This window comes from Arthrobacter sp. MA-N2 (genome assembly GCF_000517125.1).
Taxonomy (GTDB): domain Bacteria; phylum Actinomycetota; class Actinomycetes; order Actinomycetales; family Micrococcaceae; genus Arthrobacter; species Arthrobacter methylotrophus.
Genome location: NZ_KI912155.1, coordinates 562,041 through 582,074 on the forward strand (window position 1 = coordinate 562,041; position 20,034 = coordinate 582,074).

Consider the following 20,034-nt stretch of genomic DNA (forward strand, 5'->3'; position numbering starts at 1 on the left):
TTTCCCCAGGCTGCCGCCCAGCAATTACTTGTAGCGGTAGACGATGCGACCACGTGTGAGGTCGTAAGGGCTCAGCTCCACCACTACGCGGTCCTCAGGGAGAATCCTGATGTAGTGCTGTCGCATCTTCCCCGAGATGTGTGCAAGAACGATGTGCTTGTTGGTGAGCTCAACGCGAAACATCGCATTGGGCAGCGCCTCAGTCACAACGCCCTCGATCTCAATGACCCCGTCCTTCTTGGCCATATCCTCCGCTAACTGTTGTTTGCCGCAGCCCTCCGGTTAAGCACCGGAAAATCTGCGGACGTTTTTTGTTTGTTTAGCCATCCCGCTCCTGCCACTCCACCCAGCAGGACTCGCGACCTGTTAAATGGGCGTGGCTGCGCAGACAACCAACAGACAACTCTACTCCAATGCGGCGCGAATGTTAAATCCGCCTATGCTAGCGCAGACGACGGCGCGGTGCCACCCTCCCTCGGGGCACGGAACCCCCTGGATCGCGCTAAACGGGACCGTAGGCCGGGAAGGTACCTGCCGCCGTCGTAATCGAATCGGCGGACGCGACGCCGTCAAGAACAGCCAGGCGGACGGCGTCTGCCGCTGCGCTTTGCAGGGTAATGAGCGAAACCTGCCTCGCTTGTTCCGAACTGCGGTCAAGCCCGACGGCGCATGTCGCCAGCGCGAACACGGTGTCGCCGTCGGCGAGGGTATGGGAAGGGCTCAAGGCCCGGGCCAGGCCTGCATGTGCCGCACTGGCGGTCCGCTTGCATTCTGCGGGGTCGAGCACCGCATTCGTAGCGACGACCACAAGGGTTGTGTTCAACGCCGGGGGCGCCACCTGACGGGTGCTGCCGGGCTCCGCCTGCCGGAGCGATACGCCGAAAGGCATCCCGAGCGCGTTCACCACAGCGAGCGCGCCGACCACCACTCCGCCGTCAAGGGTGATGGATGAAGTTCCCACTCCCGCCTTGAACGCACCGCGGCCAATCACGGCACCAGTACCGGCACCGATGCTTCCGCGCCCGACGTCGGCATGCTCGTTCGCTGCCGCAGCCGCAGCGGCCGCTTCGTAGCCCATCGCTTCGTCGGGGCGGGCGGTGATGTCGCCTCCGCGACCCAAGTCAAAGATCGCGGCAGCCGGAACGATCGGGACCACTCCCCCAGGCACGGCGAACCCACGTCCTTGCTCTTCGCACCACCGTTGGGCACCATGGGCCGTGATCAGGCCGAAAGCACTCCCCCCGGTGAGCACTACTGCATCGACCGTGGGTACCAAGGTGGTGGGGTCAAGCGCGTCCGTCTCGTGCGTTCCCGGGCCGCCGCCCCGGACATCCACCGAGCCCACGGTCCCCGGGGGCGGAAGGACCACCGTCACCCCGCTCAGCCAGCCGTCGCCGATTCGCTGGACATGTCCCACCCGGATTTCTGGCACGTCAGTGATCTTGGAAGTCATGTGCCTATTCTGCTCCTTCGGCACAAACGGTAGTTCTGCCTCGAATGTAAACAAGTCCCCACCCCCCACGAAACATCGAGTAAACGAGCGCAGAAGGCTTATCCAACAATCCCGGCGATCGCCCGTTTTCTGACTTGACAGGTGTTTCCGTGTGGTGGGCTAAAGCTAGCCGCCCCTCGACCCGACAGTCCGAATCCGGCGCGCCCCAATATCTGCAAACCGTTAGAGACTCCCCATGACAAGACAACTGATTGGCAGGCCCGCGCGCCCCGCGCAGACTGTCCCGGCTGCTCAGCGCCGGGTACGTTGGTCCGGCCGGACCCGACGCGACTTTTTCGTGTTCCTGGCATTGGCCCTGCCGAATCTGGCGCTGATAGCGCTATTCACGTACCTGCCGCTGATCAACAACATGTACTACTCGACCCTTGACTGGACCTTGGGCTCCGCGTCTGCCACGGTCGTTGGCTTCGACAACTACATCAACTTCTTCACCAGCTCCGACGCTCCCCAAGTGCTAGGAACAACGGCCCTCTTCACGGTGGTCACCGTTGGTGGTTCCATGGTGCTGGGGCTCCTGGTCGCCCTGGCTTTGAACTCCAAGGTCCGTGGCACCACTTTTGCGCGTTCGGCAGTCTTCGCCCCCTATGTCCTCAGCGGTGTGGGCGTGGGCCTTGTGTGGCTGTTCATCTTCGACCCCGGGTACGGCGTCCTGTCTTGGCTTCTCCGGGGCATCGGCCAGCAAAGCCCGCAATGGATCAACGATCCTCAGCTTGCCTTGGTGATGGTCATCATCGTCTATGTCTGGAAGAACCTGGGATATTGCGCGGTCGTCTACCTCGCAGGACTTCAGTCGCTCCCGAAAGACGTCATGGAGGCGGCGTCCCTGGATGGCGCCAACGGCGTCCGCCGCTTCATAAGCATCTCGGTCCCGCTGCTTTCGCCCACCACGTTCTTCCTGCTGATCACCACCATGATCAGTTCACTCCAAGCCTTCGACCTGATCCGGATCATGACGCCGCTGGGCAACGGAACCAGCACCCTGATCTACGAGGCCTACCTGCAGGCCTTCGGAGCCTACAACCGCGCCGGATACTCGGCCGCTATCTCTGTGGTGCTCTTCGCCATCCTGCTCATCATTACCGTGCTCCAGCTGCGGTTCGTCGAACGGAAGGTGCACTACTCATGAGCACCCTCTCCCCCGTCAATCCCAGCCCTGCAACGGTCGCCGGAACCCAGGCAGCGCCCGACGGCGGTCCGGAGCGCCCGGCGCGGCGCGACCGGCCGTTCTCCCGCGCGAACCTCGTCCAGACGGTGGCCGGAGGCTACATCCCTCTGATCGTCGCCACCCTCGTGGTGGTGCTGCCGCTCTTGTGGATGGTGCTGAGCTCCTTCAAACAGCCTGGCGAGATCGTCACCACGGATCTCAAAATCCTTCCGCAGGGCCTGAACTTGGAGAACTACCAGACGGCCATGACCACCGTACCGTTCGCCCGGTTTTTCCTGAACAGCTTGATCGTCACCACGGTGGGTTCCACGGTAAAAGTGATCCTGGCGATCCTCACGGCGTACGCCTTGGTATTTGTCCGTTTCCCGTTCAAGAACGTCATCTTCGTCGTGATCCTCGTGGCCCTGATGGTGCCGCCACAGGTGTCGATCCTCCCGAACTACATCCTGATTGCGGGAATCGGCGGGAAGAACACCCTGTGGGGAATCATTCTCCCGGGCCTCGGCACGGCCTTCGGAACCTTCCTCCTCCGCCAGCATTTCAAGACCCTTCCGGCATCCATCCTCGAAGCCGCGGAAATCGACGGCGCAGGCCACTGGCGCAGGCTGTGGCAAGTGGTGGCTCCCGTATCCCTCCCCTCGATCGCCACCGTAGCCCTCGTCACCGTGGTCAGCGAATGGAACGACTACATTTGGCCCCTGATCATCACGGATCGGCCGGACACCATGACTCTCCCGGTCGGACTGACCCTCCTTCAGAACTCTGAAGGAAATGGTGCCGGCTGGGGGATCCTGATGGCCGGGGCAGTCTTGGTAATCATCCCCATCCTCCTGGTCTTCGCCGCACTGCAGCGCTACATCGTTGCCGGACTCACCCAAGGCAGTGTCACCGGCTAACCACGCGACACCAAACCCGCACCCTCCCCCCATGGCCTTGCCCCAACCCGTGCTTGGCCGCGCCGTCCAAACAACCATCACCACCTTTGCATCCTTGAGAGGACCAACCATGGCAATGAACCTTGACCGTAGAAACTTCCTGGGGCTCGCCGGACTCGGAGTCGGAGCCGCCGCCCTGGCAGCATGCGGCGGTCCGTCTACCACCGGCAGCGCAGTAAGCAGCAGCCCTTCGGATATCGACTTCACGGGCGTCAAACCGGCCGGCTCGTTCGATTTCTGGACCAGCCACCCCGGGCAGTCCCAAACCGTCGAGCAATCCATCATCGACAAGTTTCAAGCGAAGTTCCCGGACATCAAGGTGAACCTTGTGACGGCAGGCGCCAACTACGAGGAAATCGCCCAAAAGTTCCAGACCTCGCAAGCCGCGAAGTCCGCCCTTCCCGGCCTTGTGGTGCTCTCCGACGTCTGGTGGTTCCGCTACTACACCAACGGCAACATCATTCCGTTGGACGGCCTCATCAAGCAGCTTGACGTCAAAATCGATGACTTCCAGAAGTCCCTCGTAGCGGACTACCAGTACGCCGACAAGCAGTGGGCGCTTCCCTACGGCCGTTCCACCCCCCTCTTCTACTACAACAAGGACCACTTCAACGCTGCCGGCCTTCCGGACCGGGCACCCAAGACCTGGCAGGAATTCGCTGACTGGGCTCCCAAACTCCAGGCAAGCACGGGCGCCAAGTACGCCTACATCTACCCCGCGCTGGCCGGCTACGCAGGATGGACGCTGCAGAACAACCTGTGGGGCTGGGGCGGCAGCTGGTCCAACGGATGGACCTTCAACTGCGATTCGGCTGAGTCCGTCACTGCCCTGCAGTGGGCGCAAGACTCTATCTACAAGGACAAGTGGGCCGGCGTCTCCTCCAAGAATGCGGCCGACGATTTCGCCGCAGGCATTACCTCAACCACGATCTCCTCCACTGGGGACCTTCTGGGTGTGCTGAAGTCCGCCAAGTTCAACGTCGGAGTCGGCTTCCTGCCGGGCGGTCCCAAGGCCGGGACCAACGTCTGCCCCACTGGCGGCGCCGGCCTCGGGATTCCCAGCGGTGTGAGCAAGGAGGTCCAGCTCGCGGCTGCCACCTTCCTGAAGTTCATGACCGAACCTGAAAACACGGCGGCCTTCTCAGCCGCGACCGGCTACATGCCCACCCGCGTTTCGGCGGACATGACGGCAGTCCTCGCAAAGACTCCTCAGATAAAGACCGCGATGGACCAGCTCGCAGTCACCAAGGTGCAGGACAACGCCAGGGTCTTCCTGCCCGGTGCCGATCAGGAGATGGCTAAGGCTGCCGCGAAGATCCTCACCCAGCAGGGCGACGTGAAGGCCACCATGACCGACCTCAAGACAACCCTCGAGGGCATCTACACCAAGGACGTGAAGCCGAAGCTCAAGAGCTAGAGATCGCGCTCGGACACGCAAAATCTCTGGCGACACCCGGATACGGATACGGGCGTCGCCAGGGATTTTCTGTATCGCTGGGGCCTTTGCGTGTCGTCAGGGAATCGGAACGGGTACGACGCCGAGCGGCATCAGCTGCTCTGCGCCGCCGTCGGGCGCGGAAAGCACCCAGATACCCTTTTCGTGGACGGCAACCGAGTGCTCCCACTGGCACGAACGCTTGCCGTCGGTGGTCACCACGGTCCAGTCGTCGTCGAGGGTGGCTGTTTCGATGCTGCCACGAACCAGCATGGGTTCGATGGCAAGGCACAATCCGGGCCTGATCTTCGGACCCCGGTGGGTGGTGCGATAGTTCAACACGTCAGGGGCCATGTGCATCTCCGAACCGATGCCGTGGCCCACATAGTCTTCCAGGATGCCCAGGGGCTTTCCCGGCACCGAGGAGACGTAGTCGTCCACCGCGTTGCCGATATCTCCCACAAACTTCCCCAAGGCCAAAGCAGCGATCCCCCGCCACATCGCGGCCTGGGTTACATCGGATAGCCGCTGGTCCTCTGGATCGGCCGTGCCGACTATCACGGTGCGCGCGGAGTCGGAGTGCCAACCATCGACGATCGCTCCGCCATCAATCGAAATGATGTCCCCGTCCTGAAGCACGCGGTCGCCAGGGATGCCATGGACCACTTCCTCATTGACGGAGGTGCAGATGGTGGCCGGGAAGCCGTGGTAACCGAGGAAATTCGACTTAGCTCCGGCGTCGTTCAGGACAGCCGCAAAGACGGCATCGAGCTGCCGCGTGGTGACGCCCGGTTTCGCAGCTGCAACGGTTGCGTCGAGCGCTCTGCTGAGGACCAATCCGGCCTCTTGCATCTTGCGCATTTGCTCATTGGTCTTGTATTCAATGCGGGGCTGGCCGAACGCCATGGTCTCCTCTTGGGGTGGGGTGCTTGTGATGGGATGCAGGACCAAATCACCCTGCCTACTCCTATTTTCCCGCATCAGCGGCGCTGCCCGAAACCGGAGCCATCAGTGATCCAGGACGGTACGGATTCTCGGTGATCGCGCACGGTGAAAAGAAAAGGGCGCGTCCCGGGCCGGGAGCATTTTCACTCCGGCGCGGGACACACCCTCTTCGACAATCATGCGGCGACTAGACGGCCTTGGTTGTCTCTATGGCCAACAAGACGCGGTCAGTGACCTCATCGATGCCGCCAATACCATCGACCTTGGTCAGGATGCCGCGATCGGCGTACCTGGCCACCACTGCTTCCGTCTGCTGGTGGTAGAGGTCCAGGCGATGGCGGATGACAGCTTCGTTGTCGTCCGAGCGTCCGGTCTCCTTGGCACGGCCCAGCAGGCGCGAGACAAGCTCCTCGTCGTCGGCCGTCAGCTGAAGCACGACGTCGAGCTTCTCTTCCGTGTCGGCGAGGATTTGGTCCAAGTAGTCCACCTGGGCGGTGGTGCGCGGGTATCCATCAAGCAGGAAGCCGTTTTCGACGTCGTTTTCGTTCAGTCGATCACGCACCATCTTGTTGGTCACGCTGTCCGGAACGAAATCACCGGCGTCCATGTACTTCTTGGCTTCGATACCCAGCGGGGTTTCGCCTTTGACGTTTGCACGGAAGATGTCGCCCGTGGAAATGGCGACTACGCCCAAGCGCTCGGAAATCCGCTCAGCTTGGGTTCCCTTGCCCGAACCCGGAGGTCCAATGATCAGCATTCTCGTCATCGCAAAAGCCCTTCGTAGTGACGTTGTTGTAGCTGCGCATCAATCTGCTTGACGGTCTCCAGGCCCACACCCACCATGATCAGAATTGACGTGCCACCGAACGGGAAGTTCTGGTTTGCGCTGATCAGGACAAGTGCAACCAACGGAATCAACGCCACGAAGCCCAAGTAGAAGGCTCCGGGGAGGGTGATCCTGGAAAGCACGTACTGCAGGTAGTCCGCGGTCGGTTTACCCGCCCGGATGCCCGGAATGAACCCACCGTACTTCTTCATGTTGTCGGAGACCTCTTCAGGATTGAAGGTGATCGCGACATAGAAGTAGGTGAAGAACACGATCATGACGAAGTACAACGCCATGTAGATGGGGTGGTCACCCTTGGTGAGGTTGTTGTTGATCCATTCAACCCATGGGGCCAGGGACTCTCCAGCCTTCGGCTGGTTGAACTGTGCAATCAGCCCGGGCAAGTAGAGCATCGAGGAAGCAAAGATAACGGGCACGACGCCGGCCATGTTCACCTTGATGGGAATGTATGTGCTGGTGCCGCCCACGGTGCGACGGCCGATCATACGCTTGGCGTACTGGACCGGAATGCGCCGCTGGGACTGTTCAACGAACACGACAAGTGCAACGGTCACCAAACCGATGATCAACACCATGAAGAAGGTGCCAGGGCCCTTGGAGTTCCAGATGGCACCCAAGGAGGTCGGAAAGCCGGCCGCAATGGAAGTGAAGATGAGCAGGGACATGCCGTTGCCCACGCCCTTCTCGGTGACGAGTTCACCCATCCACATGATGAGGCCCGTACCGGCCGTCAGCGTAATGATCACAAGAATCGTGGCGATGATGCTGGTGTCGGGGATGATCGGCAGCTGGCAGTTGGGCAGCAGCTGCCCGGAGCGTGCCAGGGACACCAGGGTGGTGGCGTTCAAAAGACCCAGCGCGATGGTCAGATAGCGCGTGTACTGCGTCAGCTTCGACTGGCCCGAGGCGCCTTCCTCATACAGCTGCTGGAACCGCGGAATGACCACGCGGAGCAACTGCACGATGATGCTGGCCGTGATGTACGGCATGATCCCCAAGGCAAAGATCGATACCTGCAGCAGTGCACCACCGCTGAACAGGTTCACGAGCTGGTAGAGGCCGCCCTGGTCCTGATTGCTTGACAAACATTGCTGAACATTTTGGTAGCTCACACCAGGCGAGGGGATAAAAGCGCCCAAGCGGAAGATTGTGATGATTCCCAGCGTGAACAACAACTTGCGTCGCAGATCAGGCGTTCGAAATGCCCGGCTGAATGCGCTTAGCAAGCGTCCTCCTGAGTTAAAAAGTCCAAGGGTGTCGAAGGGGTCATTGAAACCCAACACCCGAGTCTAACGGCTTCATGCGCCATGCGAACAATCGAGGGTCTGCGCCACATGAAAAAACTCCCGGTGCGAGAGGCCGAAGCCCCCGCACCGGGAGTCTATTTACAGCGGGCTGCGCCCCAAAGCCCCTTAGAGGGCAGTGGTGGTTCCGCCTGCTGCTGCGATCTTTTCAGCGGCGCTGGAAGAGAAAGCGTGGGCCGTGACGTCAACCTTGACGGTGATGTCGCCGGTGCCCAGCACCTTGACGGGCTGGTTCTTGCGAACGGCGCCCTTCTCGACCAAGGACTCGACGGTGACAACTCCACCTTCCGGGAACAGCTCATTGAGCTTGTCCAGGTTGACAACCTGGAACTCAACCCGGAACGGGTTCTTGAAGCCGCGGAGCTTCGGCAAGCGCATGTGCAGCGGCAGTTGGCCGCCGGCAAAGCCAGCCTTGACCTGGTAGCGGGCCTTAGTACCCTTGGTACCGCGACCGGCGGTCTTACCCTTGGAGCCTTCACCACGACCAACACGGGTCTTGGCAGTCTTGGCACCCGGGGCGGGACGCAGGTGGTGGACCTTCAGAGCGTTCTGCTTGTCAGCAGCCTCGTTCTGTGCCTTATCGGCAGTCTTGTTCTCAGCCATTACTTCGCCTCCTCTACATTCACGAGGTGCGGAACCGTGTTGAGCATTCCAACGGTCACGGCGTCAGCGGTACGGACAACGGTGTGTCCGATGCGCTTGAGGCCGAGGGACCGCAGGGTTTCGCGCTGGTTCTGCTTGGCGCCGATGACGCCCTTGATCTGGGTGATCTCCAACTGAGCGTCGGAGGGAGTCACGTTCTTAGCCATGACTAAACACCTGCCTTCTGGTTCTGGAGTGCGCGCACCAGAGCAGCCGGAGCGACCTCGTCCAGCGGCAAGCCACGACGGGCTGCCACGGAAGCGGGCTCTTCCAGACGCTTCAGAGCGTCAACAGTCGCGTGAACGATGTTGATGGCGTTCGAAGAACCGAGCGACTTGGAGAGAACGTCGTGGATACCGACGCATTCCAGTACCGCGCGGACCGGACCACCGGCGATAACACCGGTACCCGGCGAAGCCGGACGCAGCATGACAACGCCTGCTGCGGCCTCACCCTGCACGCGGTGCGGGATGGTGCTGCCAACGCGGGGAACGCGGAAGAAGGACTTCTTGGCTTCTTCAACGCCCTTTGCGATAGCTGCGGGAACTTCCTTGGCCTTGCCGTAGCCGACGCCAACCAGGCCGTTGCCGTCGCCAACGACGACGAGGGCGGTGAAGCTGAAGCGACGACCACCCTTGACGACCTTGGCAACACGGTTGATGGTCACAACGCGCTCTACGAACTGGCTCTTCTCGGCCTCGCGACCGCCGTCGCGGCCACCACGGCCACCACGGTCGCCGCGGCCCTGGCCACGGTCACCACGCTCGCCACGACGGCCGCCGCGGCGGTCGTCGGTGGCAGCAGCGGTCTCAGTTGCCTCAGCAGCTGCAGCTTCAGTCACCTGAATGTCCTTTTCGTTATTCTCAACGGTCACAGTGCCAGCCCACCTTCGCGAGCACCGTCAGCGACGGCGGCGATGCGGCCGTGGTACTTGTTACCACCGCGGTCGAAGACGACTGCTTCGATGCCGGCAGCCTTGGCACGCTCGGCAACGAGCTCGCCGACGCGCTTGGCCTTGGCAGTCTTGTCGCCGTCGAGTGCACGAAGGTCAGCTTCCAGGGTGGAAGCGTAAGCCACGGTTACACCCTTGGAGTCATCGACAACCTGGACGAAGATGTGGCGTGCGGAGCGGTTGACGACCAGACGAGGACGGACAGCCGTGCCGCTGATGCGCTTGCGGATACGAAGCTGGCGACGGCTGCGTGCAGCAGACTTGCTCTTGTTCGTGCGCTTCTTGTTAATTGCGATGGCCATGGTTTACTTACCAGCCTTTCCGACCTTGCGGCGGATAACTTCGCCTGCGTAACGGACACCCTTGCCCTTGTAGGGGTCGGGCTTGCGCAGCTTGCGAATGTTGGCAGCAACCTCGCCGACCTGCTGCTTGGAGATACCAGCGACGGAGAGCTTGGTCGGCCCCTCCACCGTGAAGGTAATGCCTTCGGGAGCGGAGACATTGACCGGGTGGCTGAAGCCGAGAGCGAACTCAAGGTCAGTACCCTTGGCCTGAACGCGGTAACCAGTACCCACGATTTCAAGCTTCTTTTCGTAGCCCTTGGTGACGCCCTCGATCATGTTGGCGATCAGGGTGCGGGTCAGGCCGTGGAGGGAACGCGAAGCGCGCTCGTCGTTCGGGCGGGTGACAGTCAAGGTGCTTTCGTCCAGGGTGACCTCGATCGGGCTGGCTACAGTGTGGCTCAGCTCGCCCTTGGTGCCCTTGACGTTGATGACAGAGCCATCAACCTTAACTTCAACGCCGGCAGGAACGGTGATGGGGAGACGTCCAATACGTGACATTATTCTCTTCCTTTCCCGTTACCAGACGTACGCGAGGACTTCGCCGCCCACGCCCTTCTTGCCGGCCTGCTTGTCAGTCAGGAGGCCGGAAGAGGTGGACAGGATTGCGATACCCAGGCCACCCAGCACGTGAGGCAGGTTGGTGGACTTCGCGTAAACGCGGAGACCAGGCTTGGAAATACGGCGGACACCAGCAATCGAACGCTCGCGGTTCGGACCGAACTTGAGGTCGATGGTCAGCTTCTTGCCGACCTCGGCTTCCTCTTCCTTCCAGGCAGCGATGTAGCCTTCTGCCTTCAGGATGTCGGCAACGCGTGCCTTGAGCTTGCTGTACGGCATGCTCACGGTGTCGTGGTATGCCGAGTTGGCGTTGCGCAGACGCGTAAGCATGTCTGCGACAGGATCTGTCATAGTCATTTGGGCTCTTGCCCTTCCTCGTAATGGTTTCCGCGTTGGCTCTTAGGCAGCCGCGGCCGGACCTACTACGTAGTTATTAGTCTTCGGATTTGAACGGGAAACCAAGCGCCTTGAGCAGCGCGCGGCCTTCGTCATCGGTCTTTGCAGTGGTAACGACCGTGATGTCCATGCCGCGTACGCGGTCGATGGAGTCCTGGTCGATTTCGTGGAACATAACCTGCTCGGTCAGACCGAAGGTGTAGTTGCCGTTACCGTCGAACTGCTTGCCGTTGAGACCGCGGAAGTCGCGGATACGGGGCAGGGCGAGGGACACGAGGCGGTCCACGAATTCCCACATACGGTCTCCACGCAGGGTTGCGTGTGCACCGATGGGCATGCCTTCGCGCAGCTTGAACTGGGCGATGGACTTGCGGGCCTTGGTTACCTGCGGCTTCTGGCCGGTGATCAGGGTGAGGTCGCGGACGGCGCCGTCGATCAGCTTGGAGTCCTTGGCGGCATCTCCAACACCCATGTTCACAACAACCTTCACGAGGCGGGGAACCTGGTTCACGTTCGCGTACTTGAATTCCTCAACCAGGGTCTGCTTGATGGAATCGGCGTACTTCGTCTTCAGACGCGGAACGATCTTCGTTTCGACCGAAGTCTCAGACAGTGTCTCACTCATCAGATGTCCTTCCCGGATGCCTTGGACACGCGGACACGGACGGTCTTGGAGACGCCGTCCTTCTCAACGGTCTCGAGACGGAAACCAACGCGGGTCGGCTTCTTGGTCGAGGGGTCAACAAGAGCAACGTTAGAGACGTGGATCGGGGCCTCAACGACCTCGATGCCACCGGTCTTGGTGCCGCGCTGCGACTGACCGACCTTGGTGTGCTTGGTGACGCGGTTGATGCCTTCTACCAGGATGCGGTTGGCTTCCGGGTAGACGCGCAAGACCTTGCCTTGCTTGCCGCGGTCGCCGCCGCGCTCCTGCTTGGCTCCGGTGATGACCTGAACGAGGTCACCCTTCTTGATTTTAGCCATGGACTAAAGCACCTCCGGGGCCAGCGAGACGATCTTCATGAACTTCTTGTCACGGAGTTCACGACCAACCGGGCCGAAGATACGGGTACCGCGAGGGTCGCCGTCGTTCTTCAGAATCACAGCTGCGTTCTCGTCAAACTTGATGTAGGAACCATCCGCACGGCGGCGTTCCTTCTTAGTGCGAACGATGACAGCCTTGACGACGTCACCCTTCTTTACGTTGCCGCCCGGGATAGCGTCCTTGACGGTTGCGACGATGACGTCGCCAATGCCTGCGTAGCGACGACCGGACCCACCGAGAACGCGAATGGTAAGGATTTCCTTAGCACCCGTGTTGTCGGCGACCTTAAGTCGCGACTCCTGCTGAATCAATTTTTACTCCTTGCGTCGCGCCGGTTCTCAGACCGAAATGAAGCATACGGAATGAGCCTTGCGGAACGGTTGATCGGGGTGTCTCTTGACCTGCCTGGATTTTGCCAGTACAGGCCTAAACTCCCGTGCCGCCAGCATCAGCTTCCCTTGCGGAAATAACTGCGCGGGGCAGTATGCCGCGGCACGATTGTTTACGAGGTGGTTGTTGACGCACAACTGGCGCCATACAAACTCAATATCCTAGCACGTTTTACGCTATGGACTGAAACGCAGAAAGGCCCGCATTCCTTCCGGAATACGGGCCTTCCTACCAATCCATGTCGCTGCCGGACAGGGCCCGGCGCGGGATTACTTAGCCTTTTCGAGGATCTCGACCAGGCGCCACCGCTTGGTAGCGGAGAGTGGGCGAGTCTCAGAGATCAGAACGAGGTCGCCGATACCGGCGGCATTCTGCTCATCGTGAGCCTTGACCTTCGAGGTGCGGCGAATGACCTTGCCGTACAGAGCGTGCTTCACGCGGTCTTCAACCTGAACAACGATGGTCTTTTCCATCTTGTCAGAGACAACGTAGCCGCGACGCGTCTTACGGTAACCGCGCTGTTCAGCGCTGGCTGCTGCTTCCGTCACAGTTTCCTTCTGTTCGCTCACTTGTCGTCCTCCCCAGCCTCAGCTTCGGCCTTTTCAGCCTTGGCTGCTGCCTTCTTGGACTTCTTTTCTTCCTTGGCTTCCACAACCGGTGCGGCAACCTCGGCACGAATGCCCAGCTCACGCTCACGGAGAACGGTGTAGATACGTGCGATGTCCTTCTTTACCGCGCGCAGACGACCGTGGTTCTCCAGCTGTCCGGTGGCGGACTGGAAACGCAGGTTGAACAGCTCTTCCTTGGACTTGCGGAGTTCTTCAACGAGACGCTCGTTGTCGAAACCGTCCAGCTGTGCGGGTGCGAGATCCTTCGACCCTACTGCCATTTCTATTCACCACCTTCGCGACGCACAATGCGTGCCTTCAACGGCAGCTTGTGGATTGCCAGGCGCAGTGCCTCGCGAGCTACCTCTTCATTGACACCGGCGAGTTCGAAGAGAACACGGCCCGGCTTGACGTTTGCGACCCACCATTCCGGAGAACCCTTACCGGAACCCATGCGGGTTTCGGCCGGCTTCTTCGTCAGCGGACGGTCCGGATAGATGTTGATCCAAACCTTGCCGCCACGCTTGATGTGGCGGGTCATCGCGATACGGGCAGACTCGATCTGACGGTTCGTGACGTAGGCCGGGCTCAGAGCCTGGATGCCGTACTCACCGAAAGTGACCTTGGTGCCGCCCGTTGCAGCGCCGGAACGACCCGGGTGGTGCTGCTTACGGTGCTTGACTCGACGTGGGATAAGCATTTAAGCCTGTCCTCCTTCTGCTGCGGGAGCAGCAGCTTCAGCTGCCGGAGCCTCTGCAGCAACAGGTGCTGCGTCAGCTGCCGGGCGGTCGGTACGACGACGGCGGTCACCACGGTCAGCGCCACCCGGGCGCCCCGGACGGTCGCTCGGACCGCGGCCGCGGGACGGAGCAGCAGCTGCCTGCTGAGCCAGTTCCTTGGCAGTGACGTCGCCCTTGTAGATCCAGACCTTCACGCCGATGCGGCCGAAGGTGGTCTTGGCTTCGTAGAAGCCGTAGTCGATGTTCGCACGCAGGGTGTGCAGGGGCACACGGCCTTCGCGGTAGAACTCCGAGCGGGACATTTCTGCGCCACCCAGTCGACCGGAGCAAGCGATACGGATGCCCTTGGCACCCGCGCGCTGTGCGGACTGCATGGCCTTCTTCATCGCACGGCGGAAAGCCACGCGGGAAGTCAGCTGCTCGGCAACGCCCTGGGCAACAAGCTGGGCTTCCATCTCGGGGTTCTTGACCTCGAGGATGTTCAGCTGGACCTGCTTGCCGGTGAGCTTTTCGAGCTCGCCGCGGATGCGGTCTGCTTCTGCACCGCGGCGGCCGATGACGATACCCGGGCGGGCCGTGTGGATGTCCACGCGGACACGGTCACGGGTACGTTCGATTTCGACCTTGGCGATACCGGCGCGTTCCATGCCCGTGGACATGAGCTGGCGGATGCGGATGTCTTCGCGAACGAAGTCCTTGTACCGCTGGCCCGCCTTGGTGCTGTCAGCAAACCAGTGCGATACGTGATCGGTGGTGATGCCGAGTCGGAACCCGTGCGGGTTTACTTTCTGTCCCACTTAGCGAGCCTCCTCTTTCTCCGGGGTAGCGACTACCACGGTGATGTGGCTCGTGCGCTTCTTGATCTGAAATGCGCGACCCTGAGCACGCGGCTGGAACCGCTTCATGGTCGGGCCTTCATCAACAAACGCTTCGCTGATGTAGAGGTCTCCTTCGTCAAAGGCAACGCCATCGCGGTCCGCGAGGACCCGGGCATTCGCCATTGCCGACTGAACTACCTTGAATACCGGCTCCGAAGCTGCCTGTTCGGCAAACTTCAGAATTGCCAGAGCCTCATTCGCTTGCTTACCACGAACAAGGTTGACGACGCGCCGGGCCTTCATAGGCGTTACGCGGATGTGACGCGCAATAGCCTTGGCTTCCATTGCTTTCCTTCTCTCGTCTAAGCCGTAGAGCGAGCGCCTTAGCGGCGCTTGCCCTTACGGTCGTCCTTGACATGGCCGCGGAATGTCCGCGTGGGAGCGAATTCGCCGAGCTTGTGCCCGACCATCGACTCAGTGACAAACACCGGAATGTGCTTGCGTCCATCGTGAACGGCAATCGTGTGACCCAGCATGTCCGGGACGATCATCGAACGGCGGGACCAGGTCTTGATGACGTTCTTGGTGCCCTTTTCGTTTTCCCTGGCGACCTTCACAAAGAGGTGCTGGTCTACGAAAGGACCTTTTTTCAGGCTGCGTGGCATGTGTCCAGGCTCCTATCGCTTGTTCTTGCCAGTACGGCGGCGACGAACAATAAGCTTGTCGCTCTCTTTGTTGGGGCGGCGGGTGCGGCCTTCACGCTTACCGTTCGGGTTGACCGGGTGACGTCCACCGGAAGTCTTACCTTCACCACCACCGTGCGGGTGATCGACCGGGTTCATGGCGACACCACGGACGGTCGGGCGAACGCCCTTCCAACGCATACGGCCGGCCTTGCCCCAGTTGATGTTCGACTGCTCGGCGTTGCCAACCTCGCCGACGGTTGCGCGGCAGCGCACGTCGACGTTGCGGATTTCACCGGAAGGCAGACGCAGCTGGGCGAAACGGCCTTCCTTGGCGACGAGCTGAACCGAAGCACCTGCGGAACGGGCCATCTTGGCGCCGCCACCCGGACGCAGTTCAACTGCGTGGATGGTGGTACCAACCGGGATGTTGCGCAGCGGCAGGTTGTTGCCCGGCTTGATGTCAGCGTCGGGGCCAGCCTCGACGAAGTCACCCTGGGACAGCTTGTTCGGGGCGATGATGTAACGCTTGGTGCCATCAACGTAGTGCAGGAGGGCGATGCGAGCCGTGCGGTTCGGATCGTACTCGATTTCGGCAACGCGGGCGTTGACGCCGTCCTTGTCGTGACGACGGAAGTCGATCAGACGGTACTGGCGCTTGTGCCCACCACCCTTGTGACGGGTGGTGATCTTACCGGTGTTGTTACGGCCGCCAGTCTTGTGCAGCGGACGCAGCAACGACTTTTCCGGAGTCGATCGCGTGATTTCGGAGAAGTCGGCTACGCTCGAGCCGCGACGGCCCGGGGTAGTCGGCTTGTATTTACGGATTCCCATAATTCATTTCCTCGTTAAAGTGGTCTCCGCTACGCGAGCGGACCGCCGAAGATGTCGATTGTGCCTTCTTTGAGGGTGACAATTGCACGCTTGGTGCTCTTGCGCTGTCCCCAGCCGAATTTGGTGCGCTTGCGCTTACCGGCACGGTTGATGGTGTTGATCGATTCGACCTTGACGGAGAAAATCTTCTCCACGGCCAGCTTGATCTCAGCCTTGTTCGAGCGGGGGTCCACCAGGAAGGTGTACTTACCCTCGTCGATCAGGCCGTAGCTCTTTTCCGAAACGACGGGTGCAATGACGACGTCGCGCGGGTCTTTGATGGTGGCTGCACTCACTTGGCATCCTCCTCGTTCTTTGCCTTGTCAGCGATGAAAGCCTCGAACGCAGCCTTGGTGAAGACCACGTCGTCGGAAACCAGCACGTCGTAGGTGTTCAGCTGGTCTGCGTACAGAACGTGAACATCTGCGAGGTTGCGCACGGACAGTGCTGCGACGTCGTTTGCGCGCTCGATCACAACGAGCAGGTTCCTGCGCTCAGAGACTGCACGCAGTGCGGCCAATGCTGCCTTGGAGGACGGCTTGGTGCCCTCGACCAGTTCAGCAACGACGTGGATGCGTCCGTTACGTGCGCGGTCAGAGAGGGCGCCACGCAGTGCGGCAGCCTTCATCTTCTTGGGGGTGCGCTGGCTGTAGTCACGCGGCGTCGGGCCGTGGACGATGCCACCACCGGTCATGTGAGGAGCACGGATGGAACCCTGACGGGCGCGCCCGGTGCCCTTCTGCTTGAACGGCTTGCGGCCTGCACCGGAGACTTCGGCGCGGGTCTTGGTCTTGTGGGTACCCTGGCGAGCAGCAGCGAGCTGTGCGACGACGACCTGGTGCAGCAACGGCACGTTGGTCTGGACATCGAAGATCTCTGCAGGCAGGTCTACCTTGACAGTGCTAGTCATTGAACTAGGCTCCCTTCACGGCGGTGCGTACGAGGACGACCTGGCCGCGGGCGCCGGGAACGGCACCCTTGATAAGGAGCAGCGACTTCTCAACGTCAACGGCGTGAACCGTGAGGTTCAGCGTGGTGTGACGTTCTGCGCCCATGCGGCCGGCCATTTTCAGACCCTTGAAGACGCGGCTCGGGGTGGATGCGCCACCGATGGAACCGGGCTTGCGGTGGTTCTTGTGCGCACCGTGGGAGGCTCCAACGCCGTGGAAGCCGTGACGCTTCATAACACCGGCGAAGCCTTTACCCTTGCTGGTGCCGACGACGTCGATCTTCTGACCGGCTTCGAAGAGCTCCACAGAAAGCTCCTGACCCAGTTCGTAAGATGCGGCGTCTGCAGTGCGCAGTTCGACGACGTGGCGGCGGGGGGTTACGCCAGCCTTTTCAAAGTGACCAGCCAAGGGCTTGGTGACCTTGCGGGGATCGATCTGGCCGTAGCCGATCTGAACGGCGACATAGCCATCAGTCTCTGCGTTGCGCAGCTGGGTGATGACGTTCGAGTCAGCCTGGACGACAGTGACGGGGATGAGCTTGTTGTTCTCGTCCCAGACCTGGGTCATGCCGAGCTTCGTGCCCAGCAGGCCCTTTACGTTACGGGTTGCGGTCATAGTTTTCTCAGCACCTCCCTACAGCTTGATTTCGATGTTCACGTCGGCCGGCAGGTCGAGACGCATAAGCGAGTCGACAGCCTTGGGCGTGGGGTCGATGATGTCGATCAGACGCTTGTGAGTACGCATTTCAAAGTGCTCACGGCTGTCCTTGTACTTGTGGGGAGAGCGGATAACGCAGTACACGTTCTTCTCCGTCGGCAGCGGCACGGGGCCGACTACCGTTGCGCCTGCGCGCGTGACCGTCTCAACGATCTTCCGCGCTGAAACATCAATGACCTCGTGGTCATATGACTTCAGCCGGATGCGGATTTTTTGTCCCGCCATGTCGCCTGACTCTCTTTCAGTCTGTGCTGCCCTCGATTAAAGGCTGCCCTGTTCACTTACGTGTTGTATGTGGCTGCCGAAGCATTTGAAGCAGTACTACCACCCGCCGCACAAGCTGAATCCGGAGGGATCCGGGTTCCTCAACTTGCCGGTGTAACCGACCCCCGCGGTCGGGCGTGTCGCGATTTCCACGCACACGCGTCCGAATTCCTTGGGGGATCTGGGTTATGTTTGGGCTTCAGCTTGGACCCTGACATCCGGCATTATCCGGATCGGGACACGAAGAAGCGCTTGAACAACTCACCTAGTATGCCCGAATTCCTCGGCAGAAGCCAATTGAGGCCCGTGGACCATTGCCATCGACTCTTGCCGTCAGGATGATAGGGGCATGACTGTCCAAGATGCTGCCACGGTGGGGGAGCTCGCGGAGCGCATCCGGCCGGGCTTCACCTTGGGCGTCGCTTCAGCAGCCTTCCAGATCGAGGGATCGCTCACAGCCGATGGACGCGGACCGTCCAGTTGGGATGCGTTTGCCGAGAAGCCGGGCGCAATCGTCGACGGCCACTCCCCCGCAGTTGCCTGCGACCACTACAACCGGGCTGACGAGGACATCGCCCTCATGCAGGACCTGGGCGTGGATTCCTACCGACTCTCCCTCTCCTGGCCGCGGATCCAGCCGAGCGGCAAGGGACCGATCAACCAGCAGGGCCTGGACTTCTACGATCGGCTGATCGACAAGCTCTTGAAGGCCGGCATCTCCCCCATGGTGACCCTCTTCCACTGGGACACCCCCCTGCCACTGGAACACGACGGCGGTTGGCTGACGCGTTCGACGGCGGAACGTTTCGCCGAATACTCCGCTGCGGCCGCCGGCCGCTTCGGCGACCGGGTGGCGCAATGGGTCACGCTGAACGAACCGGTTTCCGTCGCATTGCAAGGTTATGCCTTGGGCGTCCATGCTCCAGGTAGGCGCTTGCTTTTCGACGCGTTGCCTGCCGCGCACCACCAATTGTTGGGGCATGGTTTGGCTGTCCAGGCCTTGCGGGCGGAAGGCGTTGCGGGCGCCATCGGCGTTGCCAACATGCATTCGCCGGTCCGGCCCGCGAGCAAGCGCCTCACGGACGGCCTCATGTCGAAAGCCTTCGACCTCGTTTTCAACCGCGTTTATGCGGATCCGATCCTGCTCGGGCACTATCCGAAGCCGCCACTGCAGGTGAGGCCGTGGTTCCGCGCTCTGGGAAACGTCTCGGACGAGGATCTCAAGACTATCCACCAGCCGCTGGATTTCTATGGCGTCAACTACTACTACCCCGTCAAGATAGCTTCGGGCCGTGGGGACGGAACCACACCGGGCAACCATGCCGACATGATGACCAAGCTGCCGTTCCATCTGGCGGCCTTTCCCGAATACCAATCCACGGGATTCGGCTGGCCCGTGGCTCCCGAACATCTAGGTATCCTGCTGCGTGAGCTCAAAGACCGCTACGGAGCTGCGCTGCCTCCACTGTTCATCACAGAGAGCGGTGCGAGCTTCCCGGAGCCGGACCACACCGCGGGTCCAGTCCATGACTCCGACCGCATCGATTACCTTGCTTCGCACCTCGGCCACGCATTGCGTGCCACGGCACCGGGCGGGATCGCCCACGACGTGGAACTACTGGGCTACTATGTCTGGACCCTGCTGGACAACTTCGAATGGGCCGCCGGCTATTCGCAGCGATTCGGGCTGGTTCACGTGGACTTCGACACCCTCGAGAGAACCCCCAAGGACTCCTTCTACTGGTACAAGTCCCTCAGCAGGGCGCGCCGGAGCTGACGCAAAGTCCTTGATGGACCGAGCGTGCTAAATCACTCTTTCTTATTCGCCCTGTTGATTCGCTTGGCACGATCGATTTCGCGGCGGAAGTACTTCCTCCCCCACGAGACCCCGACCGCTATCACCACAACCA

29 protein-coding genes are annotated in these 20,034 nt (G+C 61.0%); 4 read left to right on the forward strand and 25 right to left on the reverse strand.

Going from position 1 to position 20,034, the window contains the following annotated elements; translation table 11 throughout:
• Positions 1-24 precede the first annotated feature (24 nt).
• Positions 25-246 (reverse strand): translation initiation factor IF-1, encoded by a 222-nt coding sequence (gene infA, locus A3M3_RS0102945; protein ID WP_009358723.1) that lies wholly within the window; start codon positions 244-246, stop codon positions 25-27.
• A 256-nt stretch (positions 247-502) separates the two neighbouring features.
• Entirely contained in the window at positions 503-1,453 is a 951-nt protein-coding gene (locus A3M3_RS0102950; protein WP_028265084.1) for a P1 family peptidase, read from the reverse strand.
• Between the two features lie 235 nt (positions 1,454-1,688).
• Between A3M3_RS0102950 and A3M3_RS0102955 the strand changes: the two genes are divergently transcribed.
• The 3 genes from A3M3_RS0102955 (at position 1,689) to A3M3_RS0102965 (ending at position 5,030) form a co-directional block, all read left to right on the forward strand.
• Complete coding sequence (locus A3M3_RS0102955; RefSeq protein ID WP_028265085.1) at positions 1,689-2,639, forward strand: carbohydrate ABC transporter permease; 951 nt, start codon at positions 1,689-1,691, stop codon at positions 2,637-2,639.
• The gene (locus A3M3_RS0102960; RefSeq protein ID WP_028265086.1) at positions 2,636-3,574 is read left to right on the forward strand and encodes a carbohydrate ABC transporter permease; all 939 of its coding nucleotides are present in this window, start codon (positions 2,636-2,638) and stop codon (positions 3,572-3,574) included. The genes A3M3_RS0102955 and A3M3_RS0102960 overlap by 4 nt, the downstream gene beginning before the upstream one ends.
• 109 nt (positions 3,575-3,683) lie before the next feature.
• Positions 3,684-5,030, forward strand: a complete 1,347-nt coding sequence (locus A3M3_RS0102965; protein WP_028265087.1) for an ABC transporter substrate-binding protein — start codon at positions 3,684-3,686, stop codon at positions 5,028-5,030.
• A gap of 96 nt (positions 5,031-5,126) precedes the next feature.
• Here A3M3_RS0102965 and map read toward each other — a convergent pair whose 3' ends face one another.
• The 23 genes from map to rpsJ form a co-directional block, all read right to left on the reverse strand.
• On the reverse strand, positions 5,127-5,954 hold the full coding sequence (gene map, locus A3M3_RS0102970) for a type I methionyl aminopeptidase (RefSeq protein ID WP_028265088.1): 828 nt from the start codon (positions 5,952-5,954) through the stop codon (positions 5,127-5,129).
• A gap of 226 nt (positions 5,955-6,180) precedes the next feature.
• The gene (locus A3M3_RS0102975) at positions 6,181-6,750 is read right to left on the reverse strand and encodes an adenylate kinase (RefSeq protein ID WP_197023294.1); all 570 of its coding nucleotides are present in this window, start codon (positions 6,748-6,750) and stop codon (positions 6,181-6,183) included.
• 5 nt (positions 6,751-6,755) lie between these two features.
• Entirely contained in the window at positions 6,756-8,066 is a 1,311-nt protein-coding gene (secY, locus tag A3M3_RS0102980; RefSeq protein ID WP_028265090.1) for a preprotein translocase subunit SecY, read from the reverse strand.
• Positions 8,067-8,252: 186 nt separating this feature from the next.
• A complete protein-coding gene (gene rplO / locus A3M3_RS0102985) occupies positions 8,253-8,747 on the reverse strand; it encodes a 50S ribosomal protein L15 (protein ID WP_051422906.1) in 495 nt (164 codons plus the stop codon).
• Positions 8,747-8,953, reverse strand: a complete 207-nt coding sequence (gene rpmD, locus A3M3_RS0102990) for a 50S ribosomal protein L30 (RefSeq protein WP_028265092.1) — start codon at positions 8,951-8,953, stop codon at positions 8,747-8,749. Before rpmD ends, rplO begins: the two co-directional genes overlap by 1 nt.
• A 2-nt stretch (positions 8,954-8,955) precedes the next feature.
• Positions 8,956-9,627, reverse strand: coding sequence for a 30S ribosomal protein S5 (rpsE, locus tag A3M3_RS0102995; protein WP_028265093.1), 672 nt, complete (start codon positions 9,625-9,627; stop codon positions 8,956-8,958).
• 29 nt (positions 9,628-9,656) lie between these two features.
• Positions 9,657-10,040 (reverse strand): 50S ribosomal protein L18, encoded by a 384-nt coding sequence (gene rplR / locus A3M3_RS0103000; protein WP_028265094.1) that lies wholly within the window; start codon positions 10,038-10,040, stop codon positions 9,657-9,659.
• Between the two features lie 3 nt (positions 10,041-10,043).
• On the reverse strand, positions 10,044-10,580 hold the full coding sequence (rplF, locus tag A3M3_RS0103005) for a 50S ribosomal protein L6 (protein WP_028265095.1): 537 nt from the start codon (positions 10,578-10,580) through the stop codon (positions 10,044-10,046).
• Between the two features lie 18 nt (positions 10,581-10,598).
• Complete coding sequence (gene rpsH, locus A3M3_RS0103010) at positions 10,599-10,997, reverse strand: 30S ribosomal protein S8 (protein ID WP_028265096.1); 399 nt, start codon at positions 10,995-10,997, stop codon at positions 10,599-10,601.
• Positions 10,998-11,073: 76 nt separating this feature from the next.
• Positions 11,074-11,661 (reverse strand): 50S ribosomal protein L5, encoded by a 588-nt coding sequence (gene rplE / locus A3M3_RS0103015; protein ID WP_051422907.1) that lies wholly within the window; start codon positions 11,659-11,661, stop codon positions 11,074-11,076.
• Positions 11,661-12,020 carry a 50S ribosomal protein L24 gene (gene rplX, locus A3M3_RS0103020; RefSeq protein ID WP_028265098.1) on the reverse strand — a complete coding sequence of 120 codons (360 nt, stop codon included), beginning with the start codon at positions 12,018-12,020 and terminating at the stop codon, positions 11,661-11,663. The genes rplE and rplX overlap by 1 nt, the downstream gene beginning before the upstream one ends.
• A gap of 3 nt (positions 12,021-12,023) precedes the next feature.
• Complete coding sequence (rplN, locus tag A3M3_RS0103025) at positions 12,024-12,392, reverse strand: 50S ribosomal protein L14 (protein ID WP_003803789.1); 369 nt, start codon at positions 12,390-12,392, stop codon at positions 12,024-12,026.
• Positions 12,393-12,740: 348 nt separating this feature from the next.
• A complete protein-coding gene (gene rpsQ / locus A3M3_RS0103030) occupies positions 12,741-13,040 on the reverse strand; it encodes a 30S ribosomal protein S17 (RefSeq protein WP_035741282.1) in 300 nt (99 codons plus the stop codon).
• Positions 13,037-13,360, reverse strand: coding sequence for a 50S ribosomal protein L29 (gene rpmC / locus A3M3_RS29220; protein ID WP_028265100.1), 324 nt, complete (start codon positions 13,358-13,360; stop codon positions 13,037-13,039). Before rpmC ends, rpsQ begins: the two co-directional genes overlap by 4 nt.
• Positions 13,361-13,362: 2 nt before the next feature.
• Complete coding sequence (gene rplP / locus A3M3_RS0103040; protein ID WP_028265101.1) at positions 13,363-13,779, reverse strand: 50S ribosomal protein L16; 417 nt, start codon at positions 13,777-13,779, stop codon at positions 13,363-13,365.
• Positions 13,780-14,616 (reverse strand): 30S ribosomal protein S3, encoded by an 837-nt coding sequence (gene rpsC, locus A3M3_RS0103045; protein ID WP_028265102.1) that lies wholly within the window; start codon positions 14,614-14,616, stop codon positions 13,780-13,782. It abuts the gene before it with no gap.
• On the reverse strand, positions 14,617-14,982 hold the full coding sequence (gene rplV / locus A3M3_RS0103050; protein ID WP_028265103.1) for a 50S ribosomal protein L22: 366 nt from the start codon (positions 14,980-14,982) through the stop codon (positions 14,617-14,619).
• 38 nt (positions 14,983-15,020) lie between these two features.
• Entirely contained in the window at positions 15,021-15,302 is a 282-nt protein-coding gene (gene rpsS / locus A3M3_RS0103055; RefSeq protein WP_018773666.1) for a 30S ribosomal protein S19, read from the reverse strand.
• Between the two features lie 12 nt (positions 15,303-15,314).
• Complete coding sequence (gene rplB, locus A3M3_RS0103060; protein WP_028265104.1) at positions 15,315-16,154, reverse strand: 50S ribosomal protein L2; 840 nt, start codon at positions 16,152-16,154, stop codon at positions 15,315-15,317.
• A gap of 29 nt (positions 16,155-16,183) precedes the next feature.
• Positions 16,184-16,489, reverse strand: a complete 306-nt coding sequence (gene rplW, locus A3M3_RS0103065) for a 50S ribosomal protein L23 (protein WP_028265105.1) — start codon at positions 16,487-16,489, stop codon at positions 16,184-16,186.
• Positions 16,486-17,103: a 50S ribosomal protein L4 gene (gene rplD / locus A3M3_RS0103070; RefSeq protein WP_028265106.1), complete on the reverse strand. Its 618-nt coding sequence runs from the start codon at positions 17,101-17,103 to the stop codon at positions 16,486-16,488. The genes rplW and rplD overlap by 4 nt, the downstream gene beginning before the upstream one ends.
• Before the next feature lie 4 nt (positions 17,104-17,107).
• Complete coding sequence (rplC, locus tag A3M3_RS0103075; protein WP_028265107.1) at positions 17,108-17,758, reverse strand: 50S ribosomal protein L3; 651 nt, start codon at positions 17,756-17,758, stop codon at positions 17,108-17,110.
• Positions 17,759-17,776: 18 nt separating this feature from the next.
• On the reverse strand, positions 17,777-18,085 hold the full coding sequence (gene rpsJ, locus A3M3_RS0103080; RefSeq protein WP_003803825.1) for a 30S ribosomal protein S10: 309 nt from the start codon (positions 18,083-18,085) through the stop codon (positions 17,777-17,779).
• A gap of 388 nt (positions 18,086-18,473) precedes the next feature.
• Here rpsJ and A3M3_RS0103090 point away from each other — a divergent pair, with 388 nt between their 5' ends.
• Positions 18,474-19,901, forward strand: a complete 1,428-nt coding sequence (locus A3M3_RS0103090) for a GH1 family beta-glucosidase (RefSeq protein ID WP_028265108.1) — start codon at positions 18,474-18,476, stop codon at positions 19,899-19,901.
• Positions 19,902-20,034: the final 133 nt, after the last annotated feature.

Excerpts from the sequence above, each read along its gene's own strand:
- A3M3_RS0102950 (WP_028265084.1), bottom strand. The coding sequence starts at position 1,453 with ATGACTTCCAAGATCACTGACGTGCCAGAAATCCGGGTGGGACATGTC.
- rpmC (WP_028265100.1), bottom strand. The coding sequence starts at position 13,360 with ATGGCAGTAGGGTCGAAGGATCTCGCACCCGCACAGCTGGACGGTTTC.
- rpsH (WP_028265096.1), bottom strand. The coding sequence starts at position 10,997 with ATGACTATGACAGATCCTGTCGCAGACATGCTTACGCGTCTGCGCAAC.
- rplX (WP_028265098.1), bottom strand. The coding sequence starts at position 12,020 with ATGGCTAAAATCAAGAAGGGTGACCTCGTTCAGGTCATCACCGGAGCC.
- rplF (WP_028265095.1), bottom strand. The coding sequence starts at position 10,580 with ATGTCACGTATTGGACGTCTCCCCATCACCGTTCCTGCCGGCGTTGAA.
- rpsJ (WP_003803825.1), bottom strand. The coding sequence starts at position 18,085 with ATGGCGGGACAAAAAATCCGCATCCGGCTGAAGTCATATGACCACGAG.
- A3M3_RS0102955 (WP_028265085.1), top strand. The coding sequence starts at position 1,689 with ATGACAAGACAACTGATTGGCAGGCCCGCGCGCCCCGCGCAGACTGTC.
- infA (WP_009358723.1), bottom strand. The coding sequence starts at position 246 with ATGGCCAAGAAGGACGGGGTCATTGAGATCGAGGGCGTTGTGACTGAG.
- map (WP_028265088.1), bottom strand. The coding sequence starts at position 5,954 with ATGGCGTTCGGCCAGCCCCGCATTGAATACAAGACCAATGAGCAAATG.
- rplC (WP_028265107.1), bottom strand. The coding sequence starts at position 17,758 with ATGACCGCAACCCGTAACGTAAAGGGCCTGCTGGGCACGAAGCTCGGC.
- rplB (WP_028265104.1), bottom strand. The coding sequence starts at position 16,154 with ATGGGAATCCGTAAATACAAGCCGACTACCCCGGGCCGTCGCGGCTCG.
- rplR (WP_028265094.1), bottom strand. The coding sequence starts at position 10,040 with ATGGCCATCGCAATTAACAAGAAGCGCACGAACAAGAGCAAGTCTGCT.
- A3M3_RS0102965 (WP_028265087.1), top strand. The coding sequence starts at position 3,684 with ATGGCAATGAACCTTGACCGTAGAAACTTCCTGGGGCTCGCCGGACTC.
- rpmD (WP_028265092.1), bottom strand. The coding sequence starts at position 8,953 with ATGGCTAAGAACGTGACTCCCTCCGACGCTCAGTTGGAGATCACCCAG.
- rplP (WP_028265101.1), bottom strand. The coding sequence starts at position 13,779 with ATGCTTATCCCACGTCGAGTCAAGCACCGTAAGCAGCACCACCCGGGT.
- A3M3_RS0103090 (WP_028265108.1), top strand. The coding sequence starts at position 18,474 with ATGACTGTCCAAGATGCTGCCACGGTGGGGGAGCTCGCGGAGCGCATC.
- rplD (WP_028265106.1), bottom strand. The coding sequence starts at position 17,103 with ATGACTAGCACTGTCAAGGTAGACCTGCCTGCAGAGATCTTCGATGTC.
- A3M3_RS0102975 (WP_197023294.1), bottom strand. The coding sequence starts at position 6,750 with ATGCTGATCATTGGACCTCCGGGTTCGGGCAAGGGAACCCAAGCTGAG.
- rpsS (WP_018773666.1), bottom strand. The coding sequence starts at position 15,302 with ATGCCACGCAGCCTGAAAAAAGGTCCTTTCGTAGACCAGCACCTCTTT.
- rplV (WP_028265103.1), bottom strand. The coding sequence starts at position 14,982 with ATGGAAGCCAAGGCTATTGCGCGTCACATCCGCGTAACGCCTATGAAG.
- rplO (WP_051422906.1), bottom strand. The coding sequence starts at position 8,747 with ATGGCTGAGAACAAGACTGCCGATAAGGCACAGAACGAGGCTGCTGAC.
- rplE (WP_051422907.1), bottom strand. The coding sequence starts at position 11,661 with ATGAGTGAGACACTGTCTGAGACTTCGGTCGAAACGAAGATCGTTCCG.
- A3M3_RS0102960 (WP_028265086.1), top strand. The coding sequence starts at position 2,636 with ATGAGCACCCTCTCCCCCGTCAATCCCAGCCCTGCAACGGTCGCCGGA.